Origin of the sequence: Burkholderia sp. Bp8984 (assembly GCF_003853755.1) — a bacterium.
GTDB lineage: Bacteria > Pseudomonadota > Gammaproteobacteria > Burkholderiales > Burkholderiaceae > Burkholderia.
The window spans coordinates 93,364-117,466 of the sequence record NZ_QTQN01000021.1 but is presented as its reverse complement, the minus strand read 5'-3'; the positions used below and the strand labels follow the sequence as shown (position 1 = coordinate 117,466).

Genomic DNA, 24,103 nt, shown 5'->3' with positions numbered 1-24,103 from the left:
CGGGCCGCGCGGCCGCGCTGGCCGAAATCAGTGACGGACCAGCGCCATCATCGCGCCGAAGCCGACGAAGATGCCGCCCGTCAGCCGGTTGAACACCTTCGCGACGCTCTGGCTCTTCAGCGTCGCGCCGATGCGCGTGCCGAACGACGCGTAGACGAGATACCAGCTGACCTCGATCACCGCGAACGTGACGACGAGGATGCAGAACTGCGGCAGCGTCGGCTCGGCTGCATTGATGAACTGCGGCAGCAGCGCGGCCGCGAACAGGATCGCCTTCGGGTTGCTGCCCGCGACCAGGAAACCGTTGCGGAACAGCGCCCAGCGTGATGCCGACGCGCCTTGCGAAACCGCATCGACGTCCGCGGCCGGCGTGTCGTCGACGCGCGCGCGCCACGCCTTCACGCCGAGATAGATCAGGTAGGCGGCGCCCGCGAAGCGCAACGCATCGAACGTCGTCGGCCACGCCTCGAGCACCGCCCCGAGCCCCGCCGCGGACACCGCGAGCATCAGCACCAGCGCGCTCAGGCAGCCGGCCATCGTCGACGCCGAACGGCGCAGCCCATGCTGCGCGCCGTGCGTCATCACGAGCAGCATGTTCGGACCCGGAATCGCCGACACGACGAACACCGTCGCCACGAAAAGCCACCACGTATGCAGGTTCATGACCGCCCCGATCGAAAGAGAAATGAAATGTCGATTATGCCGTGCGCGCGGCGTTTTTGTCCCGCGTCGGCTCAGCGGCCCGCGCGGCGCAGCGCGACTTCGCCGAGCACCGCGAAGTCCTGTTCGCCGCCGCCGTGCGCGAGCGCATCGAGCAGGCTGTCGCGCACGACGCTCGCCACCGGCAGCGGCACCGACGCTGCGTCGCCGGCCTCCAGCGCGAGCCGCACGTCCTTCAGCCCGAGGCGCGCCTTGAAGCGCGCGGGTTCGTAGCTGCGCTCGGCGATCATCCCGCCGTAGCCTGCGTAGACCGGCCCCGGGAACACGCTGTTCGTGATCACGTCGAGGAAATCGCGCATCGCGACGCCGTGCGCGCCGAGCAGCGCGGACGCCTCGCCGAGCGTCTCGATCGCCGACGCGAGCGTGAAATTCGCCGCGATCTTCGCGACGTTCGCATGCTGCGGCAGCGAGCCGAACCGCCAGGTCTTCTGGCCGATCGCGTCGAACAGCGGCTGCACGCGGTCGATCGCCTCGGCCGGGCCGCCGGCCATGATCGTCAGGCGCGCGGCCGCCGCGACGTCCGGGCGTCCCATCACGGGCGCGGCGACGTACTCGAGGCCGCGTGACGCATGCGCGTGCGCGAGCGACTCGGCGAGCGCGACCGACACCGTCGCCATGTTCACGTGGATCAGGCCGCGCGGCGCCTGCGCGAGCAGCGCGTCGTCGAATACTTCGCGCGCGGCCGCGTCGTCGGCGAGCATCGAGAACACGGCGTCGCCGCGAAACGCGTCGGCCGGCGTCGCGACGATCTGCGCGCCCAGCGCGGCGAGCGGCTCGGCGCGCTCGCGCGACCGGTTCCAGACCCGCACGGCGTGCCCCGCCTTCAGCAGGTTCGTCGCGATCGCCTGCCCCATTTCGCCCAGCCCGATAAATCCGAGATCCATTTCCCCGCTCCTTCGACCCGTGAAGCGGGGAGTTAAACACAGATGGCGGCGGCCTGCAGCCCCCGGCGACCGGCCGTGCGCGGTGCGATACTGCGCCAATGGCGACCGCGACCTTCCGCTTCCACGGCGAACTGAACGCGTTTCTCGCGCGCGAGCAGCGCGAGTGCGCATTCGCGCACGCGTTTGCCCGCGACGCGACGGTCAAGCACGCGATCGAGGCGCTCGGCGTCCCGCATACGGAAATCGGCCGGCTCTGCGTGAACGGCGCACCGGCCGCCCTCGACCGGCCGCTCGGCGACGGCGACCGCGTCGACATCCATCCGGAGCGCGCGCAGCCGGCGGCCGCCTCGCCGCTGCCGCAACCGGACCGCTGGCGCTTCGTCGCCGACGCGCATCTCGGCGGCCTCGCGCAGCTGCTGCGCCTCGCCGGCTTCGACACCTGCTACGACAACCACTACCGCGACGACGAACTCGCGGCGCTCGCCGCGCGCGAAGGCCGGATCGTGCTGACCCGCGACCGCGAGCTGCTGAAGCGCCGCGCGGTCGTGCGCGGCTGCTACCTGCATGCGCAGCAGCCGGACGCGCAGCTGCGCGAGCTGTTCGCGCGGCTCGATCTCGCGCCGCACATGCGGCCGTTCCGGCTGTGCCTGCGCTGCAACGCGCCGCTGCACGCGCTCGATGCGGCGGACGCCGCGCCGCGCGTGCCGCCGGGCGTGCGCCAGCGGCACCGGCGCTTTGCCGCGTGCGACGTGTGCCGGCGCGTGTTCTGGGAAGGGTCGCACTGGCGGCGCATGCGCGCGGTGGTCGATGCGATGCGCGCGCCGCCGCCCGATGCCCTCGAGTTTCCGGACGTGGCGGACGCCTGAAAGAAGAAAACCCCGCAGGCCGAAGCATGCGGGGTTTCGCGACGGCCGGCCGGCAGCGGCGACCCCGGCGGAGCGTGCTTAGTTCTGCGCGCCTGCGTCGTTCCGGACGTGGCGGACGCCTGAAAAAACAAAACCCCGCAGGCCGGAGCGTGCGGGGTTTCGCGACAGGGAGCCGGCAGCGCCGGCCCGGTGAAGCGTGCTTAGTTCTGCGTGCCTGCGTCGTTCGTGCCGGCGGCCGAAGCGGCTGCGGCCTTCGCCTTGCCCTTGGCCGAACCGTGTTGCTTCAGCTGGTGCTTCGGCTTGCTGTGATCCTTCTTGGCCGGTGCCGGTGCAGCGGCCGACGTGTCGGCTGCCGGCGCCGACGCCTGTGCGAATGCCGAAACCGATGCGAGAGCGAATGCTGCGGTCATGATCGAAGCGAGCGTCTTCTTCATTGTTCTTCCTTTAGCGGAGAAAAAGTCAAACGTACCGGTAAGAGATGCGAGGCATCCGCATCGGAACATCAGTCGCGCCGGGCTCCCGGTCGCCACCGGACGGGTTGGCTCTCGCCTTTCCGCCTCGGCAAATACTGACGCACAGGCTCCATAACGCATCGCCCGCGCGGCGAGTTGACATGCAGCTTGCATCGTTCGGGTTTCCCCGGGGGGCACGGGTTTCGCGCCCGCGCGACGCGCCGCCGGGACCTGCGTCAATCGTCCGACAAACCGGCTCTCGCGCCCGTCGCGCCGACGCTATACTGGCCACCTTCCGTCCCAACCGGACGCGGCCGGTCACGAGACCGCCGCCGTCGCAAGGCGCCCAAATTGCCCGATCACAATCTGGACAAACTGAAAATCGACCGGCGTCCGATCGCACCCGCGCCACGCCGGCGCCGGTGGGTCCGCTACGCGGTCGCCGCAGCGCTCGTCATCGTCGCGATCGTCGCCGCGCTGGCACTCACCGGCCGGCCGACGGTCGACACGACCTCCGTCACGTCCGCCTACCCGTACCAGAACGACACCCAGCTCAACGCGACCGGCTACGTCGTGCCGCAGCGCAAGGCGGCGGTCGCGTCGAAGGGCCAGGGGCGCGTCGAGTGGCTCGGCGTGCTCGAAGGCACGCGCGTGAAGAAGGACGAGATCATCGCGCGGCTCGAAAGCCGCGACGTGCAGGCGTCGCTGGCACAGGCACGCGCGCAGGCGCAGGTCTCCCGTGCGAACCTCGGCGTCGCGCAGGCAGAGCTGAAGGATGCGGAGATCGCGCTGCGCCGCACCGCCGCGCTCGCGCCGAAGGGCGCGGTGCCGGCCGCGCAGCTCGACATCGACACGGCCCGCGTGAACAAGGCACGCGCGTCGGTCAACAGCGACGAAGCCGCGATCGCGTCCGCCGAAGCCAATGCGCAGGCCGCGCAGGTCGCGGTCGACCAGACGGTGATCCGCGCGCCGTTCGACGGGATCGTGCTCGCGAAGCACGCGAACGTCGGCGACAACATCACGCCGTTCTCGTCCGCGTCGGACAGCAAGGGCGCGGTCGTGACGATCGCCGACATGGACACGCTCGAGGTCGAGGCCGACGTCGCCGAATCGAACATCGCGAAGATCCGCGCGGAGCAGCCGTGCGAGATCCAGCTCGACGCGCTGCCCGACATGCGCTTCGCGGGCCGCGTGTCGCGCATCGTGCCGACCGTCGACCGCTCGAAGGCGACGGTGCTCGTGAAGGTGCGTTTCGTCGACCGCGACGAGCGCGTGCTGCCCGACATGAGCGCGAAGATCGCGTTCCTGTCGAAGCCGGCGTCGCCGCAGGACCGGCAGCCGGTGACGGCCGTGCAGGCGAGCGCGGTGGTCGAGCGCGACGGCCGCCCGGTCGTGTTCGTCGTGAAGGACGACACGGTGCGTGCGACGGCGGTGACCCGAGGCGCGCGGATCGGCGAACTCGTCGCGATCCGCGGCGTGAAGCCCGGCGATACGGTCGTGCTCGCGCCGGGCGCGAAGCTGAAGGACGGCGCGAAAGTCGCCGTCGCGAAGAAGTAGCGTGGCGCGCGTGAACGACGCCTCGCCGCCCCTCGTCGAGATCAGCCACGTCGCGAAGTCGTACCGGCGCGGCAACCAGGTCGTGCCGGTGCTGACCGACATCACGCTCGACATCGGCTCAGGCGACTTCGTCGCGCTGATGGGGCCGTCGGGTTCCGGCAAGAGCACGCTGCTCAATCTCGTCGCCGGCATCGACCGGCCCGACAGCGGCGAGCTGCGCGTGGGCGGCCTCGACATCTCGCGGCTCGAGGAAGCGCAACTGGCCGAATGGCGCGCGGCGAACGTCGGCTTCATCTTCCAGTTCTACAACCTGATGCCGGTGCTCACCGCGTTCGAGAACGTCGAGCTGCCGCTGATGCTCACGCACCTGTCGCGCCGCGAACGGCGCGAGCGCGTCGAGCTGGTGCTCGACATGGTGAATCTCGGCGACCGGACCAGCCATTACCCGTCCGAGCTGTCGGGCGGCCAGCAGCAGCGCGTCGCGATCGCGCGCGCGCTGATCACCGACCCGGTGCTGATCGTCGCCGACGAGCCGACCGGCGACCTCGACCGCGCGTCGGCCACCGACGTGCTCGCGATGCTGCAGCGGATGAACGCGGAGCTCGGCAAGACGATCATCATGGTGACCCACGATGCGCACGCGGCTGCCGCCGCGCAGTCGCTCGTGCATCTGGAAAAAGGAGAGTTGATCGATGGGCACGCCGTCTGACGGACGGGAGCGCGCACGATGATGGTGTTCAAGCTGATCGCGCGCAACGCGCTGCGGCACCGGCTGCGCACGCTGCTGACCGTGCTCGGGCTGACCATCGCGGTGCTGGCGTTCGGGCTGCTGCACACCGTCGTCGACGCGTGGTACGCGGGCGCGGCCGCCGCGTCGAGCGGCCGGCTCGTCACGCGCAACGCGATCTCGCTCGTGTTCCCGCTGCCGGTCAGCTACGAGAACCGGATCCGCGGCGTCGACGGCGTGACGGCCGTGGTCCGCTCGAACTGGTTCGGCGGCATCTACCGCGACCCGAAGAACTTCTTCGCGAGCTTCGCGGTGTCGGAAAACTACCTCGACCTGTATCCGGAATTCATCCTCCCGGCGCAGCAGCGCGCCGACTACGTCCGCGACCGCCGCGGCTGCCTCGTCGGGCGCCAGCTCGCGACGCAGTTCGGCTTCAAGGTCGGCGACGTGATTCCGCTGAAGGGCACGATCTATCCGGGCACGTGGGATTTCGTCGTGCGCGGCATTCTCGACGGCCGCGACGACTCGACGATCACGCGCCAGCTGGTGTTCCACTGGGACTACCTGAACGAGACGGTGCGCAAGCGCACGCCGAAGCAGGCCGACCAGGTCGGCGTGTTCGTGCTCGGCGTCGCGCACCCGGACGACGGCGCCGCGATCGCGCGCAACGTCGACGCGGTGTTCAGGAACTCGCTCGCCGAAACGCTGACCGAGACCGAACAGGCGTTCCAGCTCGGCTTCGTCGCGATGTCGAACCAGATCATCGCGGCGATCCGCGTCGTGTCGTACGTGGTGATCCTGATCATCATGGCCGTGATGGCGAACGCGATGGCGATGAGCGCGCGCGAACGCACCGCCGAATATGCGACGCTGAAGGCGCTCGGCTTCGGCCCCGGTTTTCTCGCGCTGCTCGTGTTCGGCGAATCAGTCGTGATCGCGGTGGCGGGCGGCGGGCTCGGGATGCTCGCGACGCCGCCGGCCGCGAGCCTCTTCAAGCAGGCCGCGGGCGGCATCTTTCCGGTGTTCAGGGTGTCGGACGGGACGATGGCGCTGCAGGCCGCGTGCTCGATCGCGGTCGGCTTCGCGGCCGCGCTGGTGCCGGCGTGGCAGGCGGCACGCGTGCGCGTGGTCGAAGGCCTGCGGGCGATCGGCTAGAGGCGCGCATCGATGGCCATTCCGCTCACCTACATCGCGCGCAACCTGTGGACCCGGCGGCTCACCACCGCGCTCACCGCGGGCGGGATGGCGCTGGTGATCTTCGTGTTCGCGACCGTGCAGATGCTCGACGCGGGGCTCACGCAGACGCTCGTGTCGACCGGCGAACCCGACAACGTCGTGGTGATCCGCAAGGGCGCGGAAACCGAGATCCAGAGCGCGATCGACCACCAGCAGGCCAACGCGCTCGAGATGCATCCGGCCGTCGCGCTCGGCCCCGACGGCCGGCCGCAGGTGTCGAAGGAAGCCGTCGTGCTGATCTCGCTCGTGAAGACGTCGACCGGCAAGCCGTCGAACGTCGTGATCCGCGGCGTGTCGCCGGCCGGCCTCGCGCTGCGCCCGCGCGTGAAGCTGGTCGCCGGCCGCACGTTCGCGCCGGGCTCGTCGGAGATCGTCGTCGGCAGCGCGATCGCGAAAGGCTTCAGCGGCACGCAGCTCGGCGACCGCCTGCATTTCGCGCAGCGCGACTGGACCGTCGTCGGCATCTTCGACGCGGGCGGCAGCGGCTTCGATTCGGAGATCTGGGGCGACGTCGACCAGCTGATGCAGTCGTTCCGGCGCACCAGCTATTCGTCGATGGTGCTGCGCATCCCGAGCGTCGACGGTTTCGCGCGCTTCAAGGCCGACATCGACGTCGACCCGCGCCTCACCGACGAAGCGAAGCGCGAGCAGACGTTTTACGGCGACCAGTCGAAGGCGCTGTCGACCTTCATCAACATCCTCGGCATCACGCTGTCGACGATCTTCTCGATCGCCGCGATGATCGGCGCGATGATCACGATGTATGCATCGGTCGCGAACCGCACCGCCGAGATCGGCACGCTGCGCGCGCTCGGCTTCAAGCGCATGAACGTGCTCGCCGCGTTCCTGCTGGAGGCGCTGCTGCTCGGCTTCGTCGGCGGCGTCGCGGGGCTCGCGTGCGCGTCGCTGATGGAGTTCGCGTCGTTCTCGACGACCAACTTCCAGACTTTCTCCGACCTGTCGTTCCGCTTCGTGCTGACGCCCGCGATCGTCGTGAAGACGCTGCTGTTCTCGCTCGTAATGGGGCTCGTCGGCGGGTTCCTGCCGGCGATGCGCGCCGCGCGGCTGAGCATCGTCGACGCGCTGCGCGCGCAGTGACGCGTGCGGCCGCTCACGCGCGGCGCTCGCTCGGCACCCACGCGCCGTGGAACCCGGCCGGCACGCGGCGCGGCAGGTGCACGGTCGCGACCGGCGCCGCGTCGATCGCGCGCGCATCGAGGATCACGACGTCGCTCGTATCCGTCGCCGCGCGGTAGACCACCACCAGCAGCCAGCCGTCGTCCTCGTCGGTGCCGCCCGGGCGCGGCACGAACACCGGCTCGCCGTTCTGGTCGCCGGCCGGCACCGCGTAACGCATCGTCGTGCCGCGCATGTGATCGAAGCGCATCACGCCGCGCATCTCGGTGTGGTTCGGCTGCTCGGCCGCATACAGGTAACGGTAGCGGCGCCCGGTCCGGCTTTCGTTGATGCGCGGCAGCTCGATGCCCCCATCGGCGAGCGGCCCCTCGTCGACCAGCCCGTTCGCGGTATCGATCACGTAGCGCCACAGTTCGCCGACCGGGTTGTCGGCGAACCGGCCGGTGCGCGCGTCGAGCCGCAGGAACCACGGATAGCGCACCGCATCGAGCACGATGCACGACGCATCGCAGTCGTACGCGTTCACCACGTGCTGGATGAAGCACGGCTCGATCCCGAACCAGCGCACGTCGCCGCCGTGGCGCGGCATCACGCCGATCCGCGCGTCGCGGTCGTCGTGCCAGCGCAGCGGCATCCGGTGCCCGTGCTTCAGCATCGCGAAGTCGTAACCCACGTTCAGGTCGAGCAGCAGGCTGCGGGTCTCGGTGATCGCGAGGTCGTGCATCATCGACGGCGCGCGCACGTCGACCGTGAGGTCGACGCGCTGCACGCCCTGCGCGTCCGCGACACCGTAGCGCAGCCACGGCGCGCGCCAGTCCGCGCGAAACAGGATCAGTTCGCCGGTCACCGGATCGACCTTCGGATGCGCGGTCATCGCGCCGCCGAACGCCGCGTGCCGCGCGGGCGCACCGAGCGTGTCGAGCGCGGCCGTGATCGCGAGCGGCGCGCCGCCTTCGGCCAGCGCGAGCAATTCGCCCGCGTGCTGCAGCACGCTCACGTTCGGATTCGTGTCGGGCAGATGCGGCGCCTGCTCCGGCGCGTGAACATCGGCCCAGCGGCGCGTGCGGGCCCAGCGGTTCCGGTAACCCGCGGCGCGGCCGCGTTCGAACGCGATCGCGTGCAGCATCGCCGCTTCCGGCCACCACGACAGCACGTCGTTGCCTTCGAAACGGCCGCCCGGCGGATTCGGGCCGTTGCGCAGCAGCGTGCCGTCGAGTTCGGGCGGGATCGTGCCGGTCACGCGCAGGTCGACGAGGTCGGCTTCGTCGGCGACCGGCGCGATCGCGCCGCGGTTCAGATCGAACGTCGTCATCGCGTCGTGTGCTCCTTCAGCAGTCTTCGGTCGACGGCGGCAGATCGCCGCGCGCCAGTGCGAGCGCATGGTCGCGCACGTCGTCCGGCCAGCCGGCGACCCACTCGGCCAGCCGCGCGAGGTCGTTCGCGTACAGCGCGCGCGCGGCCTCCTCGAACCCGGGCAGGTCGCCCGCGATCGCGGACATGAAGTGATAGGCGCGCGCCTGCGCGTCGCGGCGCCGGTCGGCCGCCGCATGCGTGCGCCGCGCGTCCTCGACGAGCTTGCGCAGCGCGACGGACGCGCCGCCCGGCTGCGCGGCGAGCCACTCCCAGTGACGCGGCAGCAACGTGACCTCGCGCGAGACGACGCCGAGCTTCGGACGGCCGCGGCCGCGTTGTTCGCCCGCCCCGCCTCCCTCCGCGGCGGGCGCGGATGCATCGCCCGGCGCTGCCGCGTAACGCGCGCGGATATCGTCCGCCGTGCCGCGCAGGTCGAGGTCGATCGAGCGGCCGGTCGCGTCGTCGAAGATCACGATCGTGCCGGACATGGCGTCGCCGGCCGCCTGCCGGACCGCGACCGCCACCGTCGCGAGCGGGCCCGACGCGACGCGCCGGTGGCCGTCGAACGCCGTGTAGGAAGGGAAAAGTGTGGAGAGCGTCATCGTGGTCGCCCGTGGGCAGAAATCGGAATGACGCTATTTTTATCCGGGTATAAATTGAATGTCAATATCACCCGGGTAAAAATTTTCGGACGCCGTGCGCGTCGGGTGAGCGCGCTGTCCGGTCTTCAGGGCGTCGCGGCCGGCATCGCGGTCACGCGTGCGCTGGCGAGCGCATCGTCGAGCGACACATGCCCTTCGAAGGCCGACGACGCCGGTAGCGGCCGGTTTTCCTCGATCGCGTGAGCGAACTGCACGCCGGCGTCGTCGGCGAGCCGTGCGCGCAGCGCGGCGACGTGCGGAAACGCATCCTGCTCGAACACCGCGTGATAGTCGGCCCAGCGGGCGATTCCCGCGAAATACGCGTCGGCCAGCGTGCGTTGCGCGCCGAGCAGCCACGGACCGTCGCCGCGCTCGAGCAGCGCTTCGAGGTGACGGTGCGCCTTCAGCACCTTGCCGCGACCGTATGCCTGCAGCACGGTTTTCTCGGCGCCTTCGGCGCCGTGTTCGTACACGTACCAGAGCGCGCCAAACGCGCTGAAGAACGTCGTGTTCAACCACGCGAGCATGCGGTTCAGACGGTCGAAATCCGCGCTGCCCTGGCGGAACGCGAGGCCGCTGTCGAGTGCCTGTGCGCCGACATGGCCGAGGATCGCGACGCTTTCGGTCAGCACGTCGCCGTTCGCGGTCACGAACGCCGGCGTCTCGGCGGCGGGGTTCAGCGCGAGGAACGCGTCGCTCGTCACGAGGCCCGGCATCGTGATGCGCGACAGCCGGTAAGGCCGGCCTGCCCATTCGAGCGCGACGATCGAGCCGAACGAGCAACCGGCGGGAATGCCGTAGAGAAGGATCGGAGACATGGGGATTTCGCAGAAGTTGATCGAGCAATCATGCTCCCATGACGAACGATCACGCAGTAGCCGCTAGAATCGAAACCCGTCGTTTCTCCTGGTGGACGCTGACAGTGAATCTGAACGATCTCTACCTCTTCGTACAGGCGGTCGACGCGGGCAGCATGTCGGCGGCCGCACGTCGGCTCGACCTGCCGAAATCGACGGTCAGCAAGCGCGTGGCCGAACTCGAGCGCACGCTCGGCGCGCGACTCGTGCATCGCACGTCGCGCAGCTTCCGGCTGACGCCGGTCGGCGCCGAATTCTTCGAGCATGCGCGCGCGGCGGTGATCGAGGCCGAAAGCGCGCGCGACGCCGTGCTGCGGCAGGCGGCCGAACCGGCCGGCGTCGTGCGGATCACGAGTTCGGTGCCGGTGGCGCAGCACATCCTCGCGCCATGCCTGCCGGCGCTGGCGATCGCGCACCCGAAGCTGCTGCTGCAGATTCACGCGAGCGACCGGCTCGTCGACATCGCGCAGGAAGGCTTCGACATCGCGGTCCGCAGTCATTTCGCGCCGCTCCCCGATTCCGCACTCGTGCAACGGCCGCTGGCCACGTCGCCGATCGTCGCCGTCGCGTCGCCGGCGTATCTCGCGCGTGCCGGCACACCGGACGCGCCGACCGACCTCGCGCGGCACGACGGGCTTCATCCGGGTCCTCAGCCATGGCGGCTGCAGCGCGCCGGCGACACCGTCGACGTCGCCCCGCGCATCCGAATGCAGGCGGACGAGTCGACGCTGCTGCTGCAGGCCGCGACGGCCGGCCTCGGGATCGCATGCCTGCCCGACTGGATCGCCGGCGCCGCGCTCGCGTCGGGCGTGCTCGTGCGCGTGCTCCCCGGCTGGCGGGCCGGCACCGTCACGACCACACTGCTGATGCCGCACCGACGCGGCCAGTTGCCTGGCGTGCGCGCCGCGGTCGAGTTTCTCGCGGAACACGTCGCGGCCCACCACGGCGCCGGCCCGGACGACGCGCACGCGTGAACGGGCCTTCCGCCGAATCGCGCCCACAATTCGCGCCCGCCTCCAATCGATTCAATTCCTGAATCGATCAAGTCAGTAATTGGCATGAAAGCGCATATTTCGCCGTGACAGAATGATCCGGACGCCGTGCCCCCGGGCATCGGCGTTCGGCGTCCGGCCTCCGGCCGGCAACACCACCACGAAAAAACGCGCGCACCCGACGCGCAGCCGCACGACGGCACCTTCCGCCCTTCGGAGGAGACACTGATGAATCCGCTTCACGCATTGCCGGCGTCCGCGTCGGCAACGGCCCGGCGCACCCGCGTGCGCTGGCTCGTGCTGACCGTGCTGTTCGCGGTCACGACGATCAACTACGCGGATCGCGCGGCGATCGCGATCGCGGGCCCGGCGCTGGCCCGCGCGCTGCACCTGAGCCACGTGCAGATGGGCTTCATCTTCTCGGCGTTCGGCTGGTCGTACGTGATCGCGCAACTGCCGGGCGGCTGGCTGCTCGACCGCTTCGGGTCGCGCATCGTCTATGCGTTCAGCATCTTCTTCTGGTCGCTGTTCACGCTGCTGCAGGGCGGCATCGGCTTCTTCGGCGGCGCGGCCGCGTTCGCGCTGCTGTTCGGATTGCGCTTCCTGGTCGGCGCGGCCGAGGCGCCGTCGTTCCCGGCCAACAGCCGGATCGTGTCCACCTGGTTCCCGGCCGCGGAGCGCGGCACCGCGTCGGCGATCTTCAATGCCGCGCAGTACGCGGCGACCGTCGTGTTCGCGCCGCTGATGGGCTGGCTCGTACACGCGTACGGCTGGCAGTCGGTGTTCGCGGTGATGGGCGTGCTCGGCTTCGCGTTCGTGCTGGTGTGGAACCGCACGATGTACGACCCGAAGGCGCACCCGCGTATCAACGATGCGGAGCTCGACTACCTCGCCGAAGGCGGCGCGCTCGTCAACATCGACCAGGCGACCGGCGCGCGCGACGGCGGGCCGTCGATGCGTCACGTGAAGGCGCTGCTGAGGAACCGGATGCTCGTCGGCGTGTACGTCGCGCAGTACTGCATCAACGCGCTCACCTACTTCTTCATCACGTGGTTCCCCGTCTATCTCGTGCAGGCGCGCGGGATGTCGATCCTCAACGCGGGGCTCGTCGCGTCGATCCCGGCCGTGTGCGGCTTCCTCGGCGGGATTCTCGGCGGCATCGTGTCCGACGCGCTGCTCAAGCAGGGCCAGTCGCTGTCGGTCGCGCGCAAGGTGCCGATCGTGATCGGCATGCTGCTGTCGATGTCGATGATCGTCTGCAACTACACCGACTCGCACGTGCTGGTCGTGCTGTTCATGGCGCTGTCGTTCTTCGGCAAGGGGCTCGGCGCGCTCGGCTGGGCCGTCAACGCCGACACCGCGCCGCGCCAGATCGCCGGCCTGAGCGGCGCGCTGCTCAACACGTGCGGCAATCTTTCCAGCATCACCACGCCGATCGCGATCGGCTATATCGTCGACCGCAGCGGCTCGTTCAACGGCGCGCTGGTGTACGTCGTCGCGCACGCGCTGGTCGCCGTGATCTGCTACCTGTTCGTCGTCGGCGAGATCCGCCGCGTCGAGCTGAACTGAACGGCGCGGGCCGCGCCGGCGGGTCCGGCGGCCCGTGCATCACCGGAACCAGGAGCGAACCGATGTCCGAATCCCGCCGTGCCGGCACGCCGCGCGTCACGCGCATGCAGGTGATCCCCGTCGCCGGCCGCGACAGCATGCTGCTGAACCTGTGCGGCGCGCACGCACCGTATTTCACGCGCAACCTCGTGATCCTCGACGACAGCAGCGGCCACACGGGCGTCGGCGAAGTGCCCGGCGGCGAAGGCATCCGCCAGGCGCTCGAGCGGATGACCGGCCTCGTGGTCGGCCAGTCGATCGGGCGTTACCAGGCGACGCTCAACGCGGTGCGCGCGGCGTTGTCCGGCGCCGGTGCGACGGCCGGCCGCACGATCCGGCACGAGGTGACGTCGGCAGGCGAGGCGGCCGTGCTGCGCCAGCCGCACGAGATCAACCTGCGGCTCGACAACGTGATCACCGCGATCGAGGCCGCGCTGCTGGACCTGCTCGGCCAGCATCTCGACGTGCCGGTCGCGGCGCTGCTCGGCGAAGGCCAGCAGCGCGACGCGGTGCCGATGCTCGCGTACCTGTTCTACATCGGCGAGCGGCGCCGCACCGACCTGCCGTATCGCGACGAGACGCACGCCGCCGATCCGTGGTTCCGGTTGCGCAACGAAGCCGCGCTCACGCCGGCCGCGATCGCGCGGCAGGCCGAGGCCGCGGTCGAGCGCTACGGCTTCGCCGATTTCAAGCTGAAGGGCGGCGTGATGGCCGGCGCGGACGAAATGGAAGCGATCGCGGCGATCAAGGCGCGCTTTCCCGACGCGCGCGCGACGCTCGACCCGAACGGCGCGTGGTCGCTCGACGAAGCGGTCGCGCTGTGTCGCGGGCAAGGTCATCTGCTCGCGTACGCGGAGGACCCGTGCGGGCCGGAAGCCGGTTATTCGGGCCGCGAGGTGATGGCCGAGTTCCGGCGCGCGACCGGCATTCCGACCGCGACCAACATGATCGCGACCGACTGGCGGCAGATGGATCATGCGGTGCGGCTGCAGGCGGTCGACATCCCGCTCGCCGATCCGCACTTCTGGACGATGCAGGGCTCGGTGCGGCTCGCGCAGCTGTGCCGCGACTGGGGGCTCACGTGGGGTTCGCACTCGAACAACCACTTCGACGTGTCGCTGGCGATGTTCACGCATGCGGCCGCGGCGGCGCCCGGCACGATCACCGCGATCGACACGCACTGGATCTGGCAGGAAGGCGACGCGCGGCTCACGCGCGAGCCGCTCGAGATCGTCGGCGGCCAGGTGGCCGTGCCGGAGCGGCCGGGGCTCGGGATCGAGCTCGACATGGCGCAGGTCGAGGCCGCGCATGCGCTGTATCGCGAGGTCGGCGGCACGGCGCGCGACGATGCGATGGCGATGCGGTATCTGGTGCCGGGCTGGACGTACGATCCGAAGCGGCCGAGTTTCGGGCGGGGGTGACGGCGGCGGAGCGGGACACGCGGAAAACAAAAGGGCCCGGTCTTGCGACCGGGCCCTTCGGAATCCGTTGGTGGAGCGGAGGAGGATCGAACTCCCGACCTTCGCATTGCGAACGCGACGCTCTCCCAGCTGAGCTACCGCCCCAACAGACAACCATCATACACATGCATTTCCGCGCTTGGCAATAGGGGTTCCGTCACCCCGGCGCGTCACTTCGACGGCGCGCCGGCCAGCACCCATTCGACCACGGAGCGCAGATCCGCGTCGCTCATGCGCGGGTGCGCCGGCATCGGAATCGCGCCCCACACGCCGGAGCCGCCGTCCTTCACCTTCTTCGACAGCTTCGCGACGGCCTGCGGATCGGACTTGTAGCGCGCGGCGATGTCCTTGAACGACGGACCGACGAGCTTGCGGTCAACTGCGTGGCAGCCCATGCAGGCATTGCCGCGCGCGACCTTCAGGCCGTCGCCGACGTCCGCATGCGCCGTGCCGAGCGCGGCGGCCGCGAGCGCGGCCGCCGCGGCGCCCTGCACCATCCATTGCTTCAACTTCATCTGCGTCGACTTCATTGCGGCGTGGCCTTCGGGTTACCCGGATGCACGCTCGACGAATTCGAGATCGGCGCCGGCGGTTGCAGCGGCGTGGACTGGACCGACGCATCGGGCACGGCACCGACCGTCGCGGCATCCGCGGGCGCGGCGGCGGGCTGCGCGCCGGATGCCCCGCTCGGCGACGTGGCCTGCAATGCCTGCGCATCCTGCGGCTGGATGTACTGGAACACCTTCACGACCTTCTCGACGCCCGGCACCTGGCTCGCCGCATCCGCGCCGCGATTGCCTTCGTCGACCGTCACGAGGCCCATCAGATAGATGTTGCCGCGCTCGCTGACGACCTTGTAGTAGTTCGCCGACAGCCCCTTCGTCGCGATGAACTCGGACTTCACGCGTCCTTCGAGATACGAGTCGTTCGCACGCGACGACAGCGACGATGCCGGCTCGACCGACAGCTCGTTGACGATGCCGTTCACGTTGTTGATGCCGCGCACGATTTCCTCGGCGCGCTGCTTCGATGCGTCGTTCGGCACTTCGCCCGTCAGCAGCACGCGGCGGTTGAACACCGTCACGTTCACGTGCGACTGGTCCGGCAGCCCGTTGTTGATCTGCGTGAGCGACTTGACCTGGATCTCGCGATCCTCGGTCTGCGCGCCGAGCGTGCGGCGATCGGTCGCGATCAGCGCGCCGCCGCCGGCCGCCGCACCCAGCACGCCGAGCACGCAACCCTGCAGCGACATCGCGAGGCCCGCCGTCAGCGCAGCGAGCAACGTGGTTCTGACGAGCGTCTGTTTGACGCGGCTTTGGTTCATCGACGGCTCTCCTTCGTTCAATCCTCACCCAGCAGCATCGCGTCGATGCCGTCGCACAGGCAGTGGATGGTCAGCAGATGGACTTCATGGACGCGCGCCGCGCGCGAGGCGGGCACGCTGATCGGAATATCGGTATCGGACAGCGCGGCCGCGACGGCTTGGCCGTCGCCACCCGTCAGCGCGACGACGGTCATCTCGCGCTCGTGCGCCTCGTCGATCGCGGCCAGCACGCGCGGCGACGCACCGCTCGCGTCGAGCACCAGCAGGATGTCGCCGGTCTGCCCGAGCACGCGCACCTGCTGCGCGAACAGCTGGTCGACGGCGGATGCCCCCATGAGGCCGCCCTGCGACGCATCGGTGGCCAGCGCGATCGCGGGCAGGCCCGGACGCTCGCGCTCGAAGCCGCCGATGAGCGACACGGCGAGGTAGTGCGCGGCGGCAGCCGACGGGCCGTCGCCGCACGCGACGATCTTGTTGCCGTTCGCCAGCGCGGCGAACATCGCATCGACCGCGGCTGCGATCGGCAGCGACAGCGCGTCGGCCGCTTCGGCGTGTAGCGCGGCGCTGTCACGGAAATGTTGCTGAATACGTTCGACTGACATCGATTCCTGGTGAACTGGGCGCGTGGGCACACCGCGCGCAACGTCATGGGTGCGGCGAGTTTACCGCACTCCGGCACCCTCTCCGGGGGTATGACGAGAACTCTTTACATCTCGTCACAGCTCGCGGCTACGCATCGTCGGCACGAAATGCATCGCGCAGCCACTCGAGCCGGCCGGCCTCGAACGCGACGACGTCGAAACGGCACGCGGCACCCGCGCCATGCCGCACCCAGAAATGAAGCGCGGCCGCGACCAGACGCCGCCGCTTGCGCCAGCCGATGCTCGTGGCCGCGCCGCCGTGCCGCGTGCTGCGCCGCGCGCGCACCTCGACGAACACGAGCGTGCCGTCGGGCGTGCGCATCACGAGGTCGAGTTCGCCGCCGCGCATCGTCACGTTCGCCGCGACGAACGCGAGACCGCGGCGTTCCAGGAACTGCCGCGCGCGCTGCTCGAACGTCGCGCCAACCGACCTGGATCGCGTCGTGCCGGAAAAATTGCCGCCGCCGCGCGGCAAACCGCGCTCGCCGCCCGGCGCGGCAGGCGCCGCGTGGCACAATGCCGTCCTTGTTCCGCTTGCGCCGCGATTGCGCGCATTGCCTGCCATGACTGCCCTCCTCGAACTCGCGCAAACACAGCACTACCCGGACGCCGCGCTCTACGTGGTCGCGACGCCGATCGGCAACACCGCCGACATCACGCTGCGCGCGCTGCACGTGCTCGGCCTCGTCGACCGCATCGCGGCCGAAGACACGCGCAACACGGGCCAGCTGCTGGCCCGCTACGGGATCTCGAAACCACTCGTCGCCGTGCACGAGCACAACGAACGCGAAGCCGCGCTGCGCGTGATCGAATTGCTGCGCGCCGGCGAACGCGTCGCGTACGTGTCGGACGCCGGCACGCCCGGCATTTCGGACCCGGGCGCGCGGCTCGTCGACGCCGTGCGCGCGGCCGGCTTCGCGGTGATTCCGCTGCCGGGCGCGAGCGCGGCCGTGACCGCGCTGAGCGTGGCGGGCGACTGGGCCGGCACGTTCACGTTCGCGGGCTTCCTGCCGCCGAAGGCGAAGCAGCGTGCGAGCGCGCTGCAGGCGCTCGTGCGGCACCCGTACGCGCTGGTCTTCTACGAAGCGCCGCACCGGATCGCGGACACCGTCGCCGCCCTCGCCGACGTGTTCGGCCCCGCGCGCCGGCTGCTGATTGCGCGCGAGCTCACCAAGCTACACGAGCAGCTGTTCCAGGGCACCCTGGCCGAAGGACAGAGCTGGCTCGACGGCGATGCGAACCGGCAGCGCGGCGAGTTCGTGCTGGTCGTGGAAGGCGCGCCGGCCGACGGCGGCGAAGCCGACGACACCGCGCACGACGCGCTGCTCAAGCTGCTGCTGGAAGAAGTGCCGGTGAAGAGCGCGGCGAAGCTCGCGGCCGCGTTGACGGGCGCGTCGCGCAACGCGCTGTATGCGCGCGCGCTGGTGCTGAAGGAAGGCTGACGCGCGAGCACGGACGGCCTCCGCCGCCCGGCACGCGGAAATGCAAAAGGGCTGCCCGAAGGCAGCCCTTTTGCGTAGGCGGACGAACCGCCGCGTTACCTCGCCGAGACCGACGCCAACATTTCGTCGCGTGCCTCGCGCGCTTCCTGCGGCGACAGCCCTTCGATCTTCACGCGGCCCGTGCCGGCGTGCACGAGGCCGATCATCCGGGCAGCGGCATACGACAGGTCGAGCACGCGGCCGCGCTTGTACGGCCCGCGATCGTTGACCTTCACGACGACCCACTTGCCGGTCGACGCGTTCGTCACCCTGATGTACGACGACAGCGGCAGCGTACGATGCGCGGCGGTCAGCGCGTTCATGTTGAAGCGCTCGCCGTTCGCGGTGCGGCGGCCGTGGAAATCCCGGCCATACCACGATGCCCGGCCCGTCTGGCGGAACTCGGACACATCCTTGCCGTCGATCGGCTCGGCATCCGCCAGCGACGGCTTCTTCGCGTCCTTGCTGTCGGCAGCCGGCATCGATGCCAGCGCGGAATCGAAATTCAATTGCTGCTTGTCGTCATCCGCTTTCGCGGCCGCGGCCGTCTTGTTGACCGCGTTCTTCTGGTTGGCGCTGCCGGTGGTCTGGCTGGATGGCACCGCACAGCCCGTCAGCGCAAAAAATAAAGCAATGGTCCCGAATCGAGTCGGAAATCGAAAATTCATCGACGTGTCGCCTTCTGGTTCGGGCCGCACCAGTACAACGCTGCTGAACAACGCAGATACGCGGCCCGGACGGCAAATGCGTGCACGCCCCGCTCGGCTACGCGAGCAGGCGGCTAGCATGGGCGCGGCTTTCGTCTCTGCCGCAACCGTCCTGATTAGTTTTCACGTCTGGCGCAACCTGTCCCCGGCAGCCTGACCAGACCCCACATGCCGCCATCGAACATGGCTTTCAGGTTCGCGCGCGTCGCGTACAGCCAACGCACAGGAACGGCGGCACAGGCCTCATCCGGCGGCGCGGCAGCAGGGCCGCAGACGGGCGCGCAGCACCCGGCCGGACAAGACGTGAGCACCGAATGCTCGGTGCTGGATACACCGCCGGACTCCCCGGCGGTCGATGCTTGACGGTGAATCCGACACCCCGTTTAACGGGGTCGAAACACCAGCGAATTGCGTGAAATTCACGCGCAATGGGGCGCATTATACATAAACCAAAAGCCTGTCTCGAAAAGGCCCCCGTCCGGACCATTGATTCTCACTATGGCTGTAACAATCGGGATGCTCCGGGATTGCCCGCACGAGCGGCGTCCGACACCGCACCGCAGGGCCGGCATGCCGCGCGCGCGACCGGTACAATCGCTCCTTTTAGCCGCCGCGGTGCCTCCATGAAAGTCACGCTCATTCCGGTCACGCCGTTCCAGCAGAACTGCTCGCTGCTCGTCTGCGAAAAGACCGGCCGCGCCGCCGTCGTCGATCCGGGCGGCGATCTCGAACGGATCGAACAGGAGATCGCGCGGCAGAACGTGCAGGTCGAGAAGGTGCTGCTCACGCATGGCCACGTCGATCACTGCGCGGGCGCGAAGGCACTCGCGACGCACTACGGCGTGCCGATCGTGGGACCGCAGGAAGACGAGCGCTTCTGGATCGAGCAACTGCCGATGCAGAGCCAGCGCTTCGGCTTCCCGGCCGCCGAAACGTTCGAGCCGGACCACTGGCTGAACGACGGCGACACCGTGCAGTTCGGCGACGAGACGCTCGAGGTCTATCACTGCCCCGGCCACACGCCCGGCCACGTCGTGTTCTTCAGCCGCGCGCATCGCGTCGCGATCGTCGGCGACGTGCTGTTCGCCGGCTCGATCGGCCGCACCGATTTCCCGCGCGGCAACCACGCGGACCTCGTGCGCTCGATCAAGGAGAAGCTGTGGCCGCTGGGCGACGACGTCACGTTCGTGCCGGGCCACGGCCCGGTGTCGACCTTCGGCGACGAGCGCCGCACGAATCCGTTCGTGTCCGACAAGGTGTTCGGATGAACCAGACCGCCATCCCCGAAATCTACGTCAGCACCGACGTCGAGGCCGACGGGCCGATTCCCGGCCCGCACTCGATGCTGAGCTTCGCGTCGGCCGCCTATACGGAGGACAAGCAGCTGATCGCGACGTTCTCCGCGAACCTCGAGACGCTGCCCGGCGCGCAGGCCCATCCGGTGCAGGAAGCGTGGTGGAAGACGGAGCCGCAAGCGTGGGCCGCGTGTCGCCGCGACCTGCAGGCGCCGGCGGCCGCGCTCGTCGCGTACGTCGAATGGGTCGAGGCGCTGCCCGGCAAGCCGGTGTTCGTCGCGATGCCGGCCGGCTTCGATTTCACGTTCATGTTCTGGTACATGATGCACTTCGCCGGACGCTGCCCGTTCTCGTGGTCGGCGCTCGACATCAAGACGCTCGCGTTCGCGATGACGGGCCTGCCGTACCGCAAGGCGATCAAGCCGCGCTTTCCGAAGCACTGGTTCGACGATCATCCGCACACGCACGTCGCGCTCGACGACGCGATCGAGCAAGGCGCGCTGTTCTGCAACATGCTCGCCGATCTGCGCCGCCAGCAAGCCGCGCTCGCGGGCCTCGCGGTGGCCGACACCGACCGGTCGGAACAGGCGGGAGCGGGACAAAACCCAACGGATCCGCGGGCAAATTAGCGAATCTCGCTCAACGGCGCGCCGCCAGATTGCCTTTCCTTTCCCGGGCCTCTAACATTCAGCGTGTTGTAGCTGCCGCATGGAGGCGCAGGTGACGCTCGATTCCTTTTCGCAAAAAATCCTTCGCCTGTTGCAGCTCGACGCGCGCCGTTCCGTGCAGGAAATCTCCGACCAGGTCGGCCTGTCGAGTACGCCGTGCTGGCGCCGCATCAAGGACATGGAACAGTCCGGCGTGATCCAGCGCTACACCGCGCTGCTCGATCGCGAGAAGCTCGGCCTGCACGTCTGTGCGCTCGCGCACGTGCACCTGACCCGCCACAACGAAGGCGGCGTCGAACAGTTCGAGCGCGAGATCGCGACCTGCCCGGAAGTCACCGAGTGCTACAGCACGACGGGCGAAGCCGATTACATCCTCAAGATCGTCGCCCCCGACATCAAGGCCTACGACGTCTTCCTACACGAACGGATCTTCAAGATCCCGGCCGTGTCGCAGGTGCGCACGAGCGTCGTGCTGCGCGAAATCAAGTTCGACACGCAACTGCCGCTGTAACGCGCGGCCCGCGGTCGCGGGCGCCGCTCACGCCTGCGCCGGCAGCCCGCGCGTGAAGCCGATCCGGCGCGCGCCGAACTGGCGCTTCAGCGCGTCGACATCGAGCCGGCCGGCCAGCGCCGCGTCGGTATCGCCCGCGCCTGCGTCGAGCGTCACGTCGATCTCGAGCCCCGTACTCAGGTAGTGCAGGTTGATCGCGGCCGGATGCAGCCCGCGCTGCGCGAGCGCGGCCTCGAGCCGCGCCGCGATCTCGGCGCGCGGCGGCAGCGCGAGCGCCGGACGGCGCGCCACATCGTTCTCGGGGTCGACGTGGATCAGCGCGTCGAGCACGCGCGGGTCGCGCAGCACGCGCGCTCGTGCGGTTTCCGCGATGTAATGCCCTTCGGAGACGGAGATCATCGGATCGACGAGGATGTGCGCGTCGACGAGCGCCGCATCGCCCATCTTGCGCGTGCGCAGGTCGTGCACGTCGCGCACGCCCGGCGTCGCGGCGAGCAGCGCGCGGATCTCGGCCGTGTCGGTAGTGTCGAGTGCGCGATCCGACAGGTCCTGCAGCGCGTCATAGCCGAACGTCCAGCCCATGCGAGCGACCATGAAGCCGACGATCGCGGCGGCGATCGGGTCGAGCAGCCGCACGCCGGCGAGACTGCCGACGATGCCGATCGCGACGACGAGCGACGATGCGGCGTCCGAGCGCGCATGCCATGCGTTCGCGACGAGCATCGCCGAACGCACGCGCCGCGCCTCGCGCAGCATGTAGCGGAACAGCGCCTCTTTCGACACGAGCACCGTGAGCGCGACGATCAGCGCGGAAAAATGGACGGCCGGAATGTTTTCGAGATTCACGAGACGGTTGCCGGCGCGCCAGAGCATGCCGATGCCGACCGCGATCAGGATCGCGCCGAGAAACAGCGAAGCGACGGTCTCGTAGCGGCTGTGTCCGTAATTGTGATCGGCATCCGGCGATGCCCCGCTATGGCGATTCGCAACCAGTACGACAAAATCCGAGATCAAATCGGAAATCGAATGGATACCATCGGCAATCAATGCCTGCGAATGCGCAACCACGCCGACGACGATCTGAAACGTCGCAAGCACCACATTCAGCACGATACTGACGAGGGTGCTCTTGCGCGCGACCGCGTGCTTATCTGCGCTTTGTGCGTCGTCGGAAAACGTGGACATGAAATACGAGATATCGGTTGGGACACGTAATTCTACCAAACGACCCTCGCGGGGCATTCCGATAACCCCAAATTTTCCATTTAAATCAACCGCTTATGCGAACGGGTCGCATTTTCATTCACGCGCCGTTTCTGACATTTTCATGACAGAACGCATACATTCCGATCCCACGATACAAAAAAGCCGCGCTCCTGCACGGATACGCGGCTCTTTTCGAGGCAATGATTTAAACAGTCGTTTAAATCGAGAACTGTTCGCGGTCCTTGCCGGCGATCCAGCGCGGCGGCTTGCCACGGCCCGACCACGTCGCGCCCGTTTCCGGATCGCGGTACTTCGCTGCCACGCCTGCGCGCGGACGACCGACCTTGCCTGCCTTCGCGCGGCTGAGGCCGAGTTCGGCGAGCGAAAAGCCGTAGTCGGCAATTTTCTGCTTCACGTCATTCAGCACTTCGGCGTATTCGCGCGACTTCGCTTCTTCGATTTGCTTCTCCAGCTTCTCCCGCTGGGCCAGCAGGTCCTTGTAAGAAGACATAGTTTCCCTTTCGATATGACCAATGGCGCCGATCTGCTGCCGGCTCACCATTCATGAAATATTTGTGCCTCGGATTTTGAAGGCAGAGATTAGCACAAAAAAGATTTGATAGAAGCAGGATTCACGAAAATCCCGAGACCAATTGTAATTCACGCATGTCATTTTGACCGGCCACGGCCTTTTCTCAAATTTTTACGCGCTTGCATAGAGATTAGGACATTACCGATCCGGAAATAGGTCTATCAACATACGCAATTACCCGCATTCGGAAAAATCAAAGCTTTCATCCGGCGACATGTTTGCGAAAATCGTACGGCGCGTGACGCTAAACAGACAAAGCTGAATCCGCGGCCTCACGTCACATCCCGCGCGCAGGCCATCAACCGCTCGCGCAGTGCGCCGGCATCGCCGGGCACCGGGTCGAACGGCGTGCGCACACGGCGGCCGTCGCAGCGCCAGTCGGCGCCGTGACGGTCGACGCCGAGCAGGTCGAGCCCGGCGCGGCGCGCAGCGCTCGAGTCGTATGCGTCCCACAGCGCCCGTTCGTCGTCGAACCCGAGCGGCGGCAGCGCATCGAGGCCGGTGCCGTCCACCCAGCCCATCCGGCCGAATCCGCCGATATAGCGCAGCCGCTCGATCTCGAGCGCCCAGAACGTGAAATCGCCGAGCGCGAGATAGCGCGCGGCGTCGGGTTCGTAGCGCAGGTAGCGTGCGGCGACATGCGGCGCGTCGCCGAGCGGCACGAAGCGGCCGAGCAGCGTCGCGCGCTCGGCGTTCAACACGTCGCCGTCCGGCGCGTCGACGACTAGGAAGCCCGCGCGCGGATCGGCGGCGAGGTTGCGTGTGTGCTCGGCGAGGCCGCTCACGAGAATCACGGGCCGATGATCCGCATCGGGTGCGAACGGCACGACCGTCGGATAGGGAAAGCCTTGCGGGTCGCGCGCGTGGGTCGCGAGCGTGCCGAGCGCGCAGCGATGCAGCAGGTGCAGGGCAAGGACGGGATCGATGTTCACGGTGACTCCTGCGATCGGAAGGCCTGGTGGCAAGGGTGGCGAAGGCGGGCCGCGCCGGAACGCGTCGGGCACGCCGCCTGCGCATCGATGTTACCCGCGGCGGCGGCTTGCCGGGCATCGGCCGAATGGCCGACGCGCCGCGTGAAGGCGAAGTGCGCGCCGATCACGACCGGCGGCACGGCCAGCGCGCCGGCAAGACCGTAAACGGTTCGATAGAATCGGACGAATCCGACGGGCGCGACGCGCCCGCGCATCG

At 68.8% G+C, this 24,103-nt stretch carries 27 protein-coding genes and 1 tRNA gene; 12 read left to right on the top strand and 16 right to left on the bottom strand.

The annotated features are described in order from the left end of the window. Nucleotides 1-27 precede the first annotated feature (27 nt). Nucleotides 28-663: a LysE family translocator gene (locus tag DID98_RS21635; RefSeq protein WP_124571404.1), complete on the bottom strand. Its 636-nt coding sequence runs from the start codon at nucleotides 661-663 to the stop codon at nucleotides 28-30. 71 nt (nucleotides 664-734) lie between these two features. After that, entirely contained in the window at nucleotides 735-1,775 is a 1,041-nt protein-coding gene (locus tag DID98_RS21630) for an NAD(P)-dependent oxidoreductase (protein WP_260428101.1), read from the bottom strand. Between DID98_RS21630 and DID98_RS21625 the strand changes: the two genes are divergently transcribed. After that, the gene (locus tag DID98_RS21625) at nucleotides 1,703-2,470 is read left to right on the top strand and encodes a Mut7-C RNAse domain-containing protein (protein ID WP_124571403.1); all 768 of its coding nucleotides are present in this window, start codon (nucleotides 1,703-1,705) and stop codon (nucleotides 2,468-2,470) included. The two genes, DID98_RS21630 and DID98_RS21625, sit on opposite strands and share 73 nt — an antisense overlap. Nucleotides 2,471-2,670: 200 nt before the next feature. Here DID98_RS21625 and DID98_RS21620 read toward each other — a convergent pair whose 3' ends face one another. Continuing rightward, entirely contained in the window at nucleotides 2,671-2,904 is a 234-nt protein-coding gene (locus tag DID98_RS21620; protein ID WP_044846339.1) for a hypothetical protein, read from the bottom strand. A gap of 369 nt (nucleotides 2,905-3,273) precedes the next feature. On the opposite strand from DID98_RS21620, the gene DID98_RS21615 reads away from it, so the two are divergent. From DID98_RS21615 to DID98_RS21600, 4 genes are read left to right on the top strand one after another with little or no spacing between them, the layout of a single operon-like run. Beyond that, a complete protein-coding gene (locus DID98_RS21615; protein ID WP_044846340.1) occupies nucleotides 3,274-4,479 on the top strand; it encodes an efflux RND transporter periplasmic adaptor subunit in 1,206 nt (401 codons plus the stop codon). Nucleotides 4,480-4,489: 10 nt separating this feature from the next. Beyond that, nucleotides 4,490-5,188: an ABC transporter ATP-binding protein gene (locus tag DID98_RS21610; protein WP_124489243.1), complete on the top strand. Its 699-nt coding sequence runs from the start codon at nucleotides 4,490-4,492 to the stop codon at nucleotides 5,186-5,188. An 18-nt stretch (nucleotides 5,189-5,206) separates the two neighbouring features. Continuing rightward, nucleotides 5,207-6,361 (top strand): ABC transporter permease, encoded by a 1,155-nt coding sequence (locus DID98_RS21605; protein ID WP_124571402.1) that lies wholly within the window; start codon nucleotides 5,207-5,209, stop codon nucleotides 6,359-6,361. Between the two features lie 12 nt (nucleotides 6,362-6,373). After that, on the top strand, nucleotides 6,374-7,540 hold the full coding sequence (locus tag DID98_RS21600; protein WP_124571401.1) for an ABC transporter permease: 1,167 nt from the start codon (nucleotides 6,374-6,376) through the stop codon (nucleotides 7,538-7,540). A gap of 13 nt (nucleotides 7,541-7,553) precedes the next feature. Here DID98_RS21600 and DID98_RS21595 read toward each other — a convergent pair whose 3' ends face one another. From DID98_RS21595 to DID98_RS21585, 3 genes are all read right to left on the bottom strand, one after another. After that, the gene (locus tag DID98_RS21595) at nucleotides 7,554-8,891 is read right to left on the bottom strand and encodes a carotenoid oxygenase family protein (protein ID WP_124571400.1); all 1,338 of its coding nucleotides are present in this window, start codon (nucleotides 8,889-8,891) and stop codon (nucleotides 7,554-7,556) included. A gap of 16 nt (nucleotides 8,892-8,907) precedes the next feature. After that, complete coding sequence (locus DID98_RS21590) at nucleotides 8,908-9,534, bottom strand: DUF2239 family protein (protein ID WP_124571399.1); 627 nt, start codon at nucleotides 9,532-9,534, stop codon at nucleotides 8,908-8,910. A 125-nt stretch (nucleotides 9,535-9,659) separates the two neighbouring features. After that, on the bottom strand, nucleotides 9,660-10,391 hold the full coding sequence (locus DID98_RS21585; protein ID WP_124571398.1) for a glutathione S-transferase family protein: 732 nt from the start codon (nucleotides 10,389-10,391) through the stop codon (nucleotides 9,660-9,662). Between the two features lie 38 nt (nucleotides 10,392-10,429). Here DID98_RS21585 and DID98_RS21580 point away from each other — a divergent pair, with 38 nt between their 5' ends. From DID98_RS21580 to DID98_RS21570, 3 genes are all read left to right on the top strand, one after another. Next, nucleotides 10,430-11,404, top strand: coding sequence for a LysR family transcriptional regulator (locus tag DID98_RS21580; protein WP_124571397.1), 975 nt, complete (start codon nucleotides 10,430-10,432; stop codon nucleotides 11,402-11,404). A 246-nt stretch (nucleotides 11,405-11,650) separates the two neighbouring features. Further along, on the top strand, nucleotides 11,651-12,991 hold the full coding sequence (locus tag DID98_RS21575) for an MFS transporter (RefSeq protein ID WP_124489222.1): 1,341 nt from the start codon (nucleotides 11,651-11,653) through the stop codon (nucleotides 12,989-12,991). A gap of 62 nt (nucleotides 12,992-13,053) precedes the next feature. Further along, nucleotides 13,054-14,451 (top strand): enolase C-terminal domain-like protein, encoded by a 1,398-nt coding sequence (locus DID98_RS21570; RefSeq protein WP_124520492.1) that lies wholly within the window; start codon nucleotides 13,054-13,056, stop codon nucleotides 14,449-14,451. Between the two features lie 68 nt (nucleotides 14,452-14,519). Here the strand turns inward: DID98_RS21570 and DID98_RS21565 are convergent. The 5 genes from DID98_RS21565 to DID98_RS21545 all read right to left on the bottom strand — a co-directional run bounded on the left by DID98_RS21565 (nucleotide 14,520) and on the right by DID98_RS21545 (nucleotide 16,972). Next, nucleotides 14,520-14,595, bottom strand: a tRNA-Ala gene (locus DID98_RS21565). 65 nt (nucleotides 14,596-14,660) lie between these two features. Further along, the gene (locus DID98_RS21560; RefSeq protein WP_124571396.1) at nucleotides 14,661-15,020 is read right to left on the bottom strand and encodes a c-type cytochrome; all 360 of its coding nucleotides are present in this window, start codon (nucleotides 15,018-15,020) and stop codon (nucleotides 14,661-14,663) included. Beyond that, on the bottom strand, nucleotides 15,017-15,814 hold the full coding sequence (locus tag DID98_RS21555; protein WP_124571395.1) for a BON domain-containing protein: 798 nt from the start codon (nucleotides 15,812-15,814) through the stop codon (nucleotides 15,017-15,019). The genes DID98_RS21560 and DID98_RS21555 overlap by 4 nt, the downstream gene beginning before the upstream one ends. 17 nt (nucleotides 15,815-15,831) lie before the next feature. Beyond that, entirely contained in the window at nucleotides 15,832-16,416 is a 585-nt protein-coding gene (locus tag DID98_RS21550) for an SIS domain-containing protein (RefSeq protein WP_124571394.1), read from the bottom strand. A 127-nt stretch (nucleotides 16,417-16,543) separates the two neighbouring features. Next, entirely contained in the window at nucleotides 16,544-16,972 is a 429-nt protein-coding gene (locus tag DID98_RS21545) for a YraN family protein (RefSeq protein ID WP_124571411.1), read from the bottom strand. A gap of 46 nt (nucleotides 16,973-17,018) precedes the next feature. Between DID98_RS21545 and rsmI the strand changes: the two genes are divergently transcribed. Continuing rightward, nucleotides 17,019-17,897, top strand: coding sequence for a 16S rRNA (cytidine(1402)-2'-O)-methyltransferase (gene rsmI / locus DID98_RS21540; RefSeq protein WP_124571393.1), 879 nt, complete (start codon nucleotides 17,019-17,021; stop codon nucleotides 17,895-17,897). A gap of 95 nt (nucleotides 17,898-17,992) precedes the next feature. On the opposite strand, the gene DID98_RS21535 is transcribed toward rsmI, so the two are convergent. Further along, entirely contained in the window at nucleotides 17,993-18,604 is a 612-nt protein-coding gene (locus tag DID98_RS21535; protein WP_124571392.1) for a septal ring lytic transglycosylase RlpA family protein, read from the bottom strand. 662 nt (nucleotides 18,605-19,266) lie between these two features. Between DID98_RS21535 and DID98_RS21530 the strand changes: the two genes are divergently transcribed. The 3 genes from DID98_RS21530 to DID98_RS21520 all read left to right on the top strand — a co-directional run bounded on the left by DID98_RS21530 (nucleotide 19,267) and on the right by DID98_RS21520 (nucleotide 21,117). Continuing rightward, the gene (locus DID98_RS21530; RefSeq protein WP_044846354.1) at nucleotides 19,267-19,911 is read left to right on the top strand and encodes an MBL fold metallo-hydrolase; all 645 of its coding nucleotides are present in this window, start codon (nucleotides 19,267-19,269) and stop codon (nucleotides 19,909-19,911) included. After that, complete coding sequence (locus tag DID98_RS21525; protein WP_044846355.1) at nucleotides 19,908-20,567, top strand: exonuclease; 660 nt, start codon at nucleotides 19,908-19,910, stop codon at nucleotides 20,565-20,567. The genes DID98_RS21530 and DID98_RS21525 overlap by 4 nt, the downstream gene beginning before the upstream one ends. Nucleotides 20,568-20,646: 79 nt before the next feature. Beyond that, on the top strand, nucleotides 20,647-21,117 hold the full coding sequence (locus DID98_RS21520; RefSeq protein ID WP_006477376.1) for an Lrp/AsnC family transcriptional regulator: 471 nt from the start codon (nucleotides 20,647-20,649) through the stop codon (nucleotides 21,115-21,117). 27 nt (nucleotides 21,118-21,144) lie between these two features. Here the strand turns inward: DID98_RS21520 and DID98_RS21515 are convergent, their stop codons facing one another. The 4 genes from DID98_RS21515 to DID98_RS21500 all read right to left on the bottom strand — a co-directional run bounded on the left by DID98_RS21515 (nucleotide 21,145) and on the right by DID98_RS21500 (nucleotide 24,101). Next, entirely contained in the window at nucleotides 21,145-22,302 is a 1,158-nt protein-coding gene (locus tag DID98_RS21515) for a cation diffusion facilitator family transporter (RefSeq protein WP_044846356.1), read from the bottom strand. Nucleotides 22,303-22,540: 238 nt separating this feature from the next. After that, on the bottom strand, nucleotides 22,541-22,834 hold the full coding sequence (locus DID98_RS21510) for an H-NS family nucleoid-associated regulatory protein (RefSeq protein ID WP_096508184.1): 294 nt from the start codon (nucleotides 22,832-22,834) through the stop codon (nucleotides 22,541-22,543). A gap of 353 nt (nucleotides 22,835-23,187) precedes the next feature. After that, complete coding sequence (locus tag DID98_RS21505) at nucleotides 23,188-23,847, bottom strand: HugZ family protein (RefSeq protein ID WP_044846358.1); 660 nt, start codon at nucleotides 23,845-23,847, stop codon at nucleotides 23,188-23,190. Beyond that, complete coding sequence (locus tag DID98_RS21500) at nucleotides 23,844-24,101, bottom strand: hypothetical protein (RefSeq protein WP_124520487.1); 258 nt, start codon at nucleotides 24,099-24,101, stop codon at nucleotides 23,844-23,846. Before DID98_RS21500 ends, DID98_RS21505 begins: the two co-directional genes overlap by 4 nt. Nucleotides 24,102-24,103 lie beyond the last annotated feature (2 nt).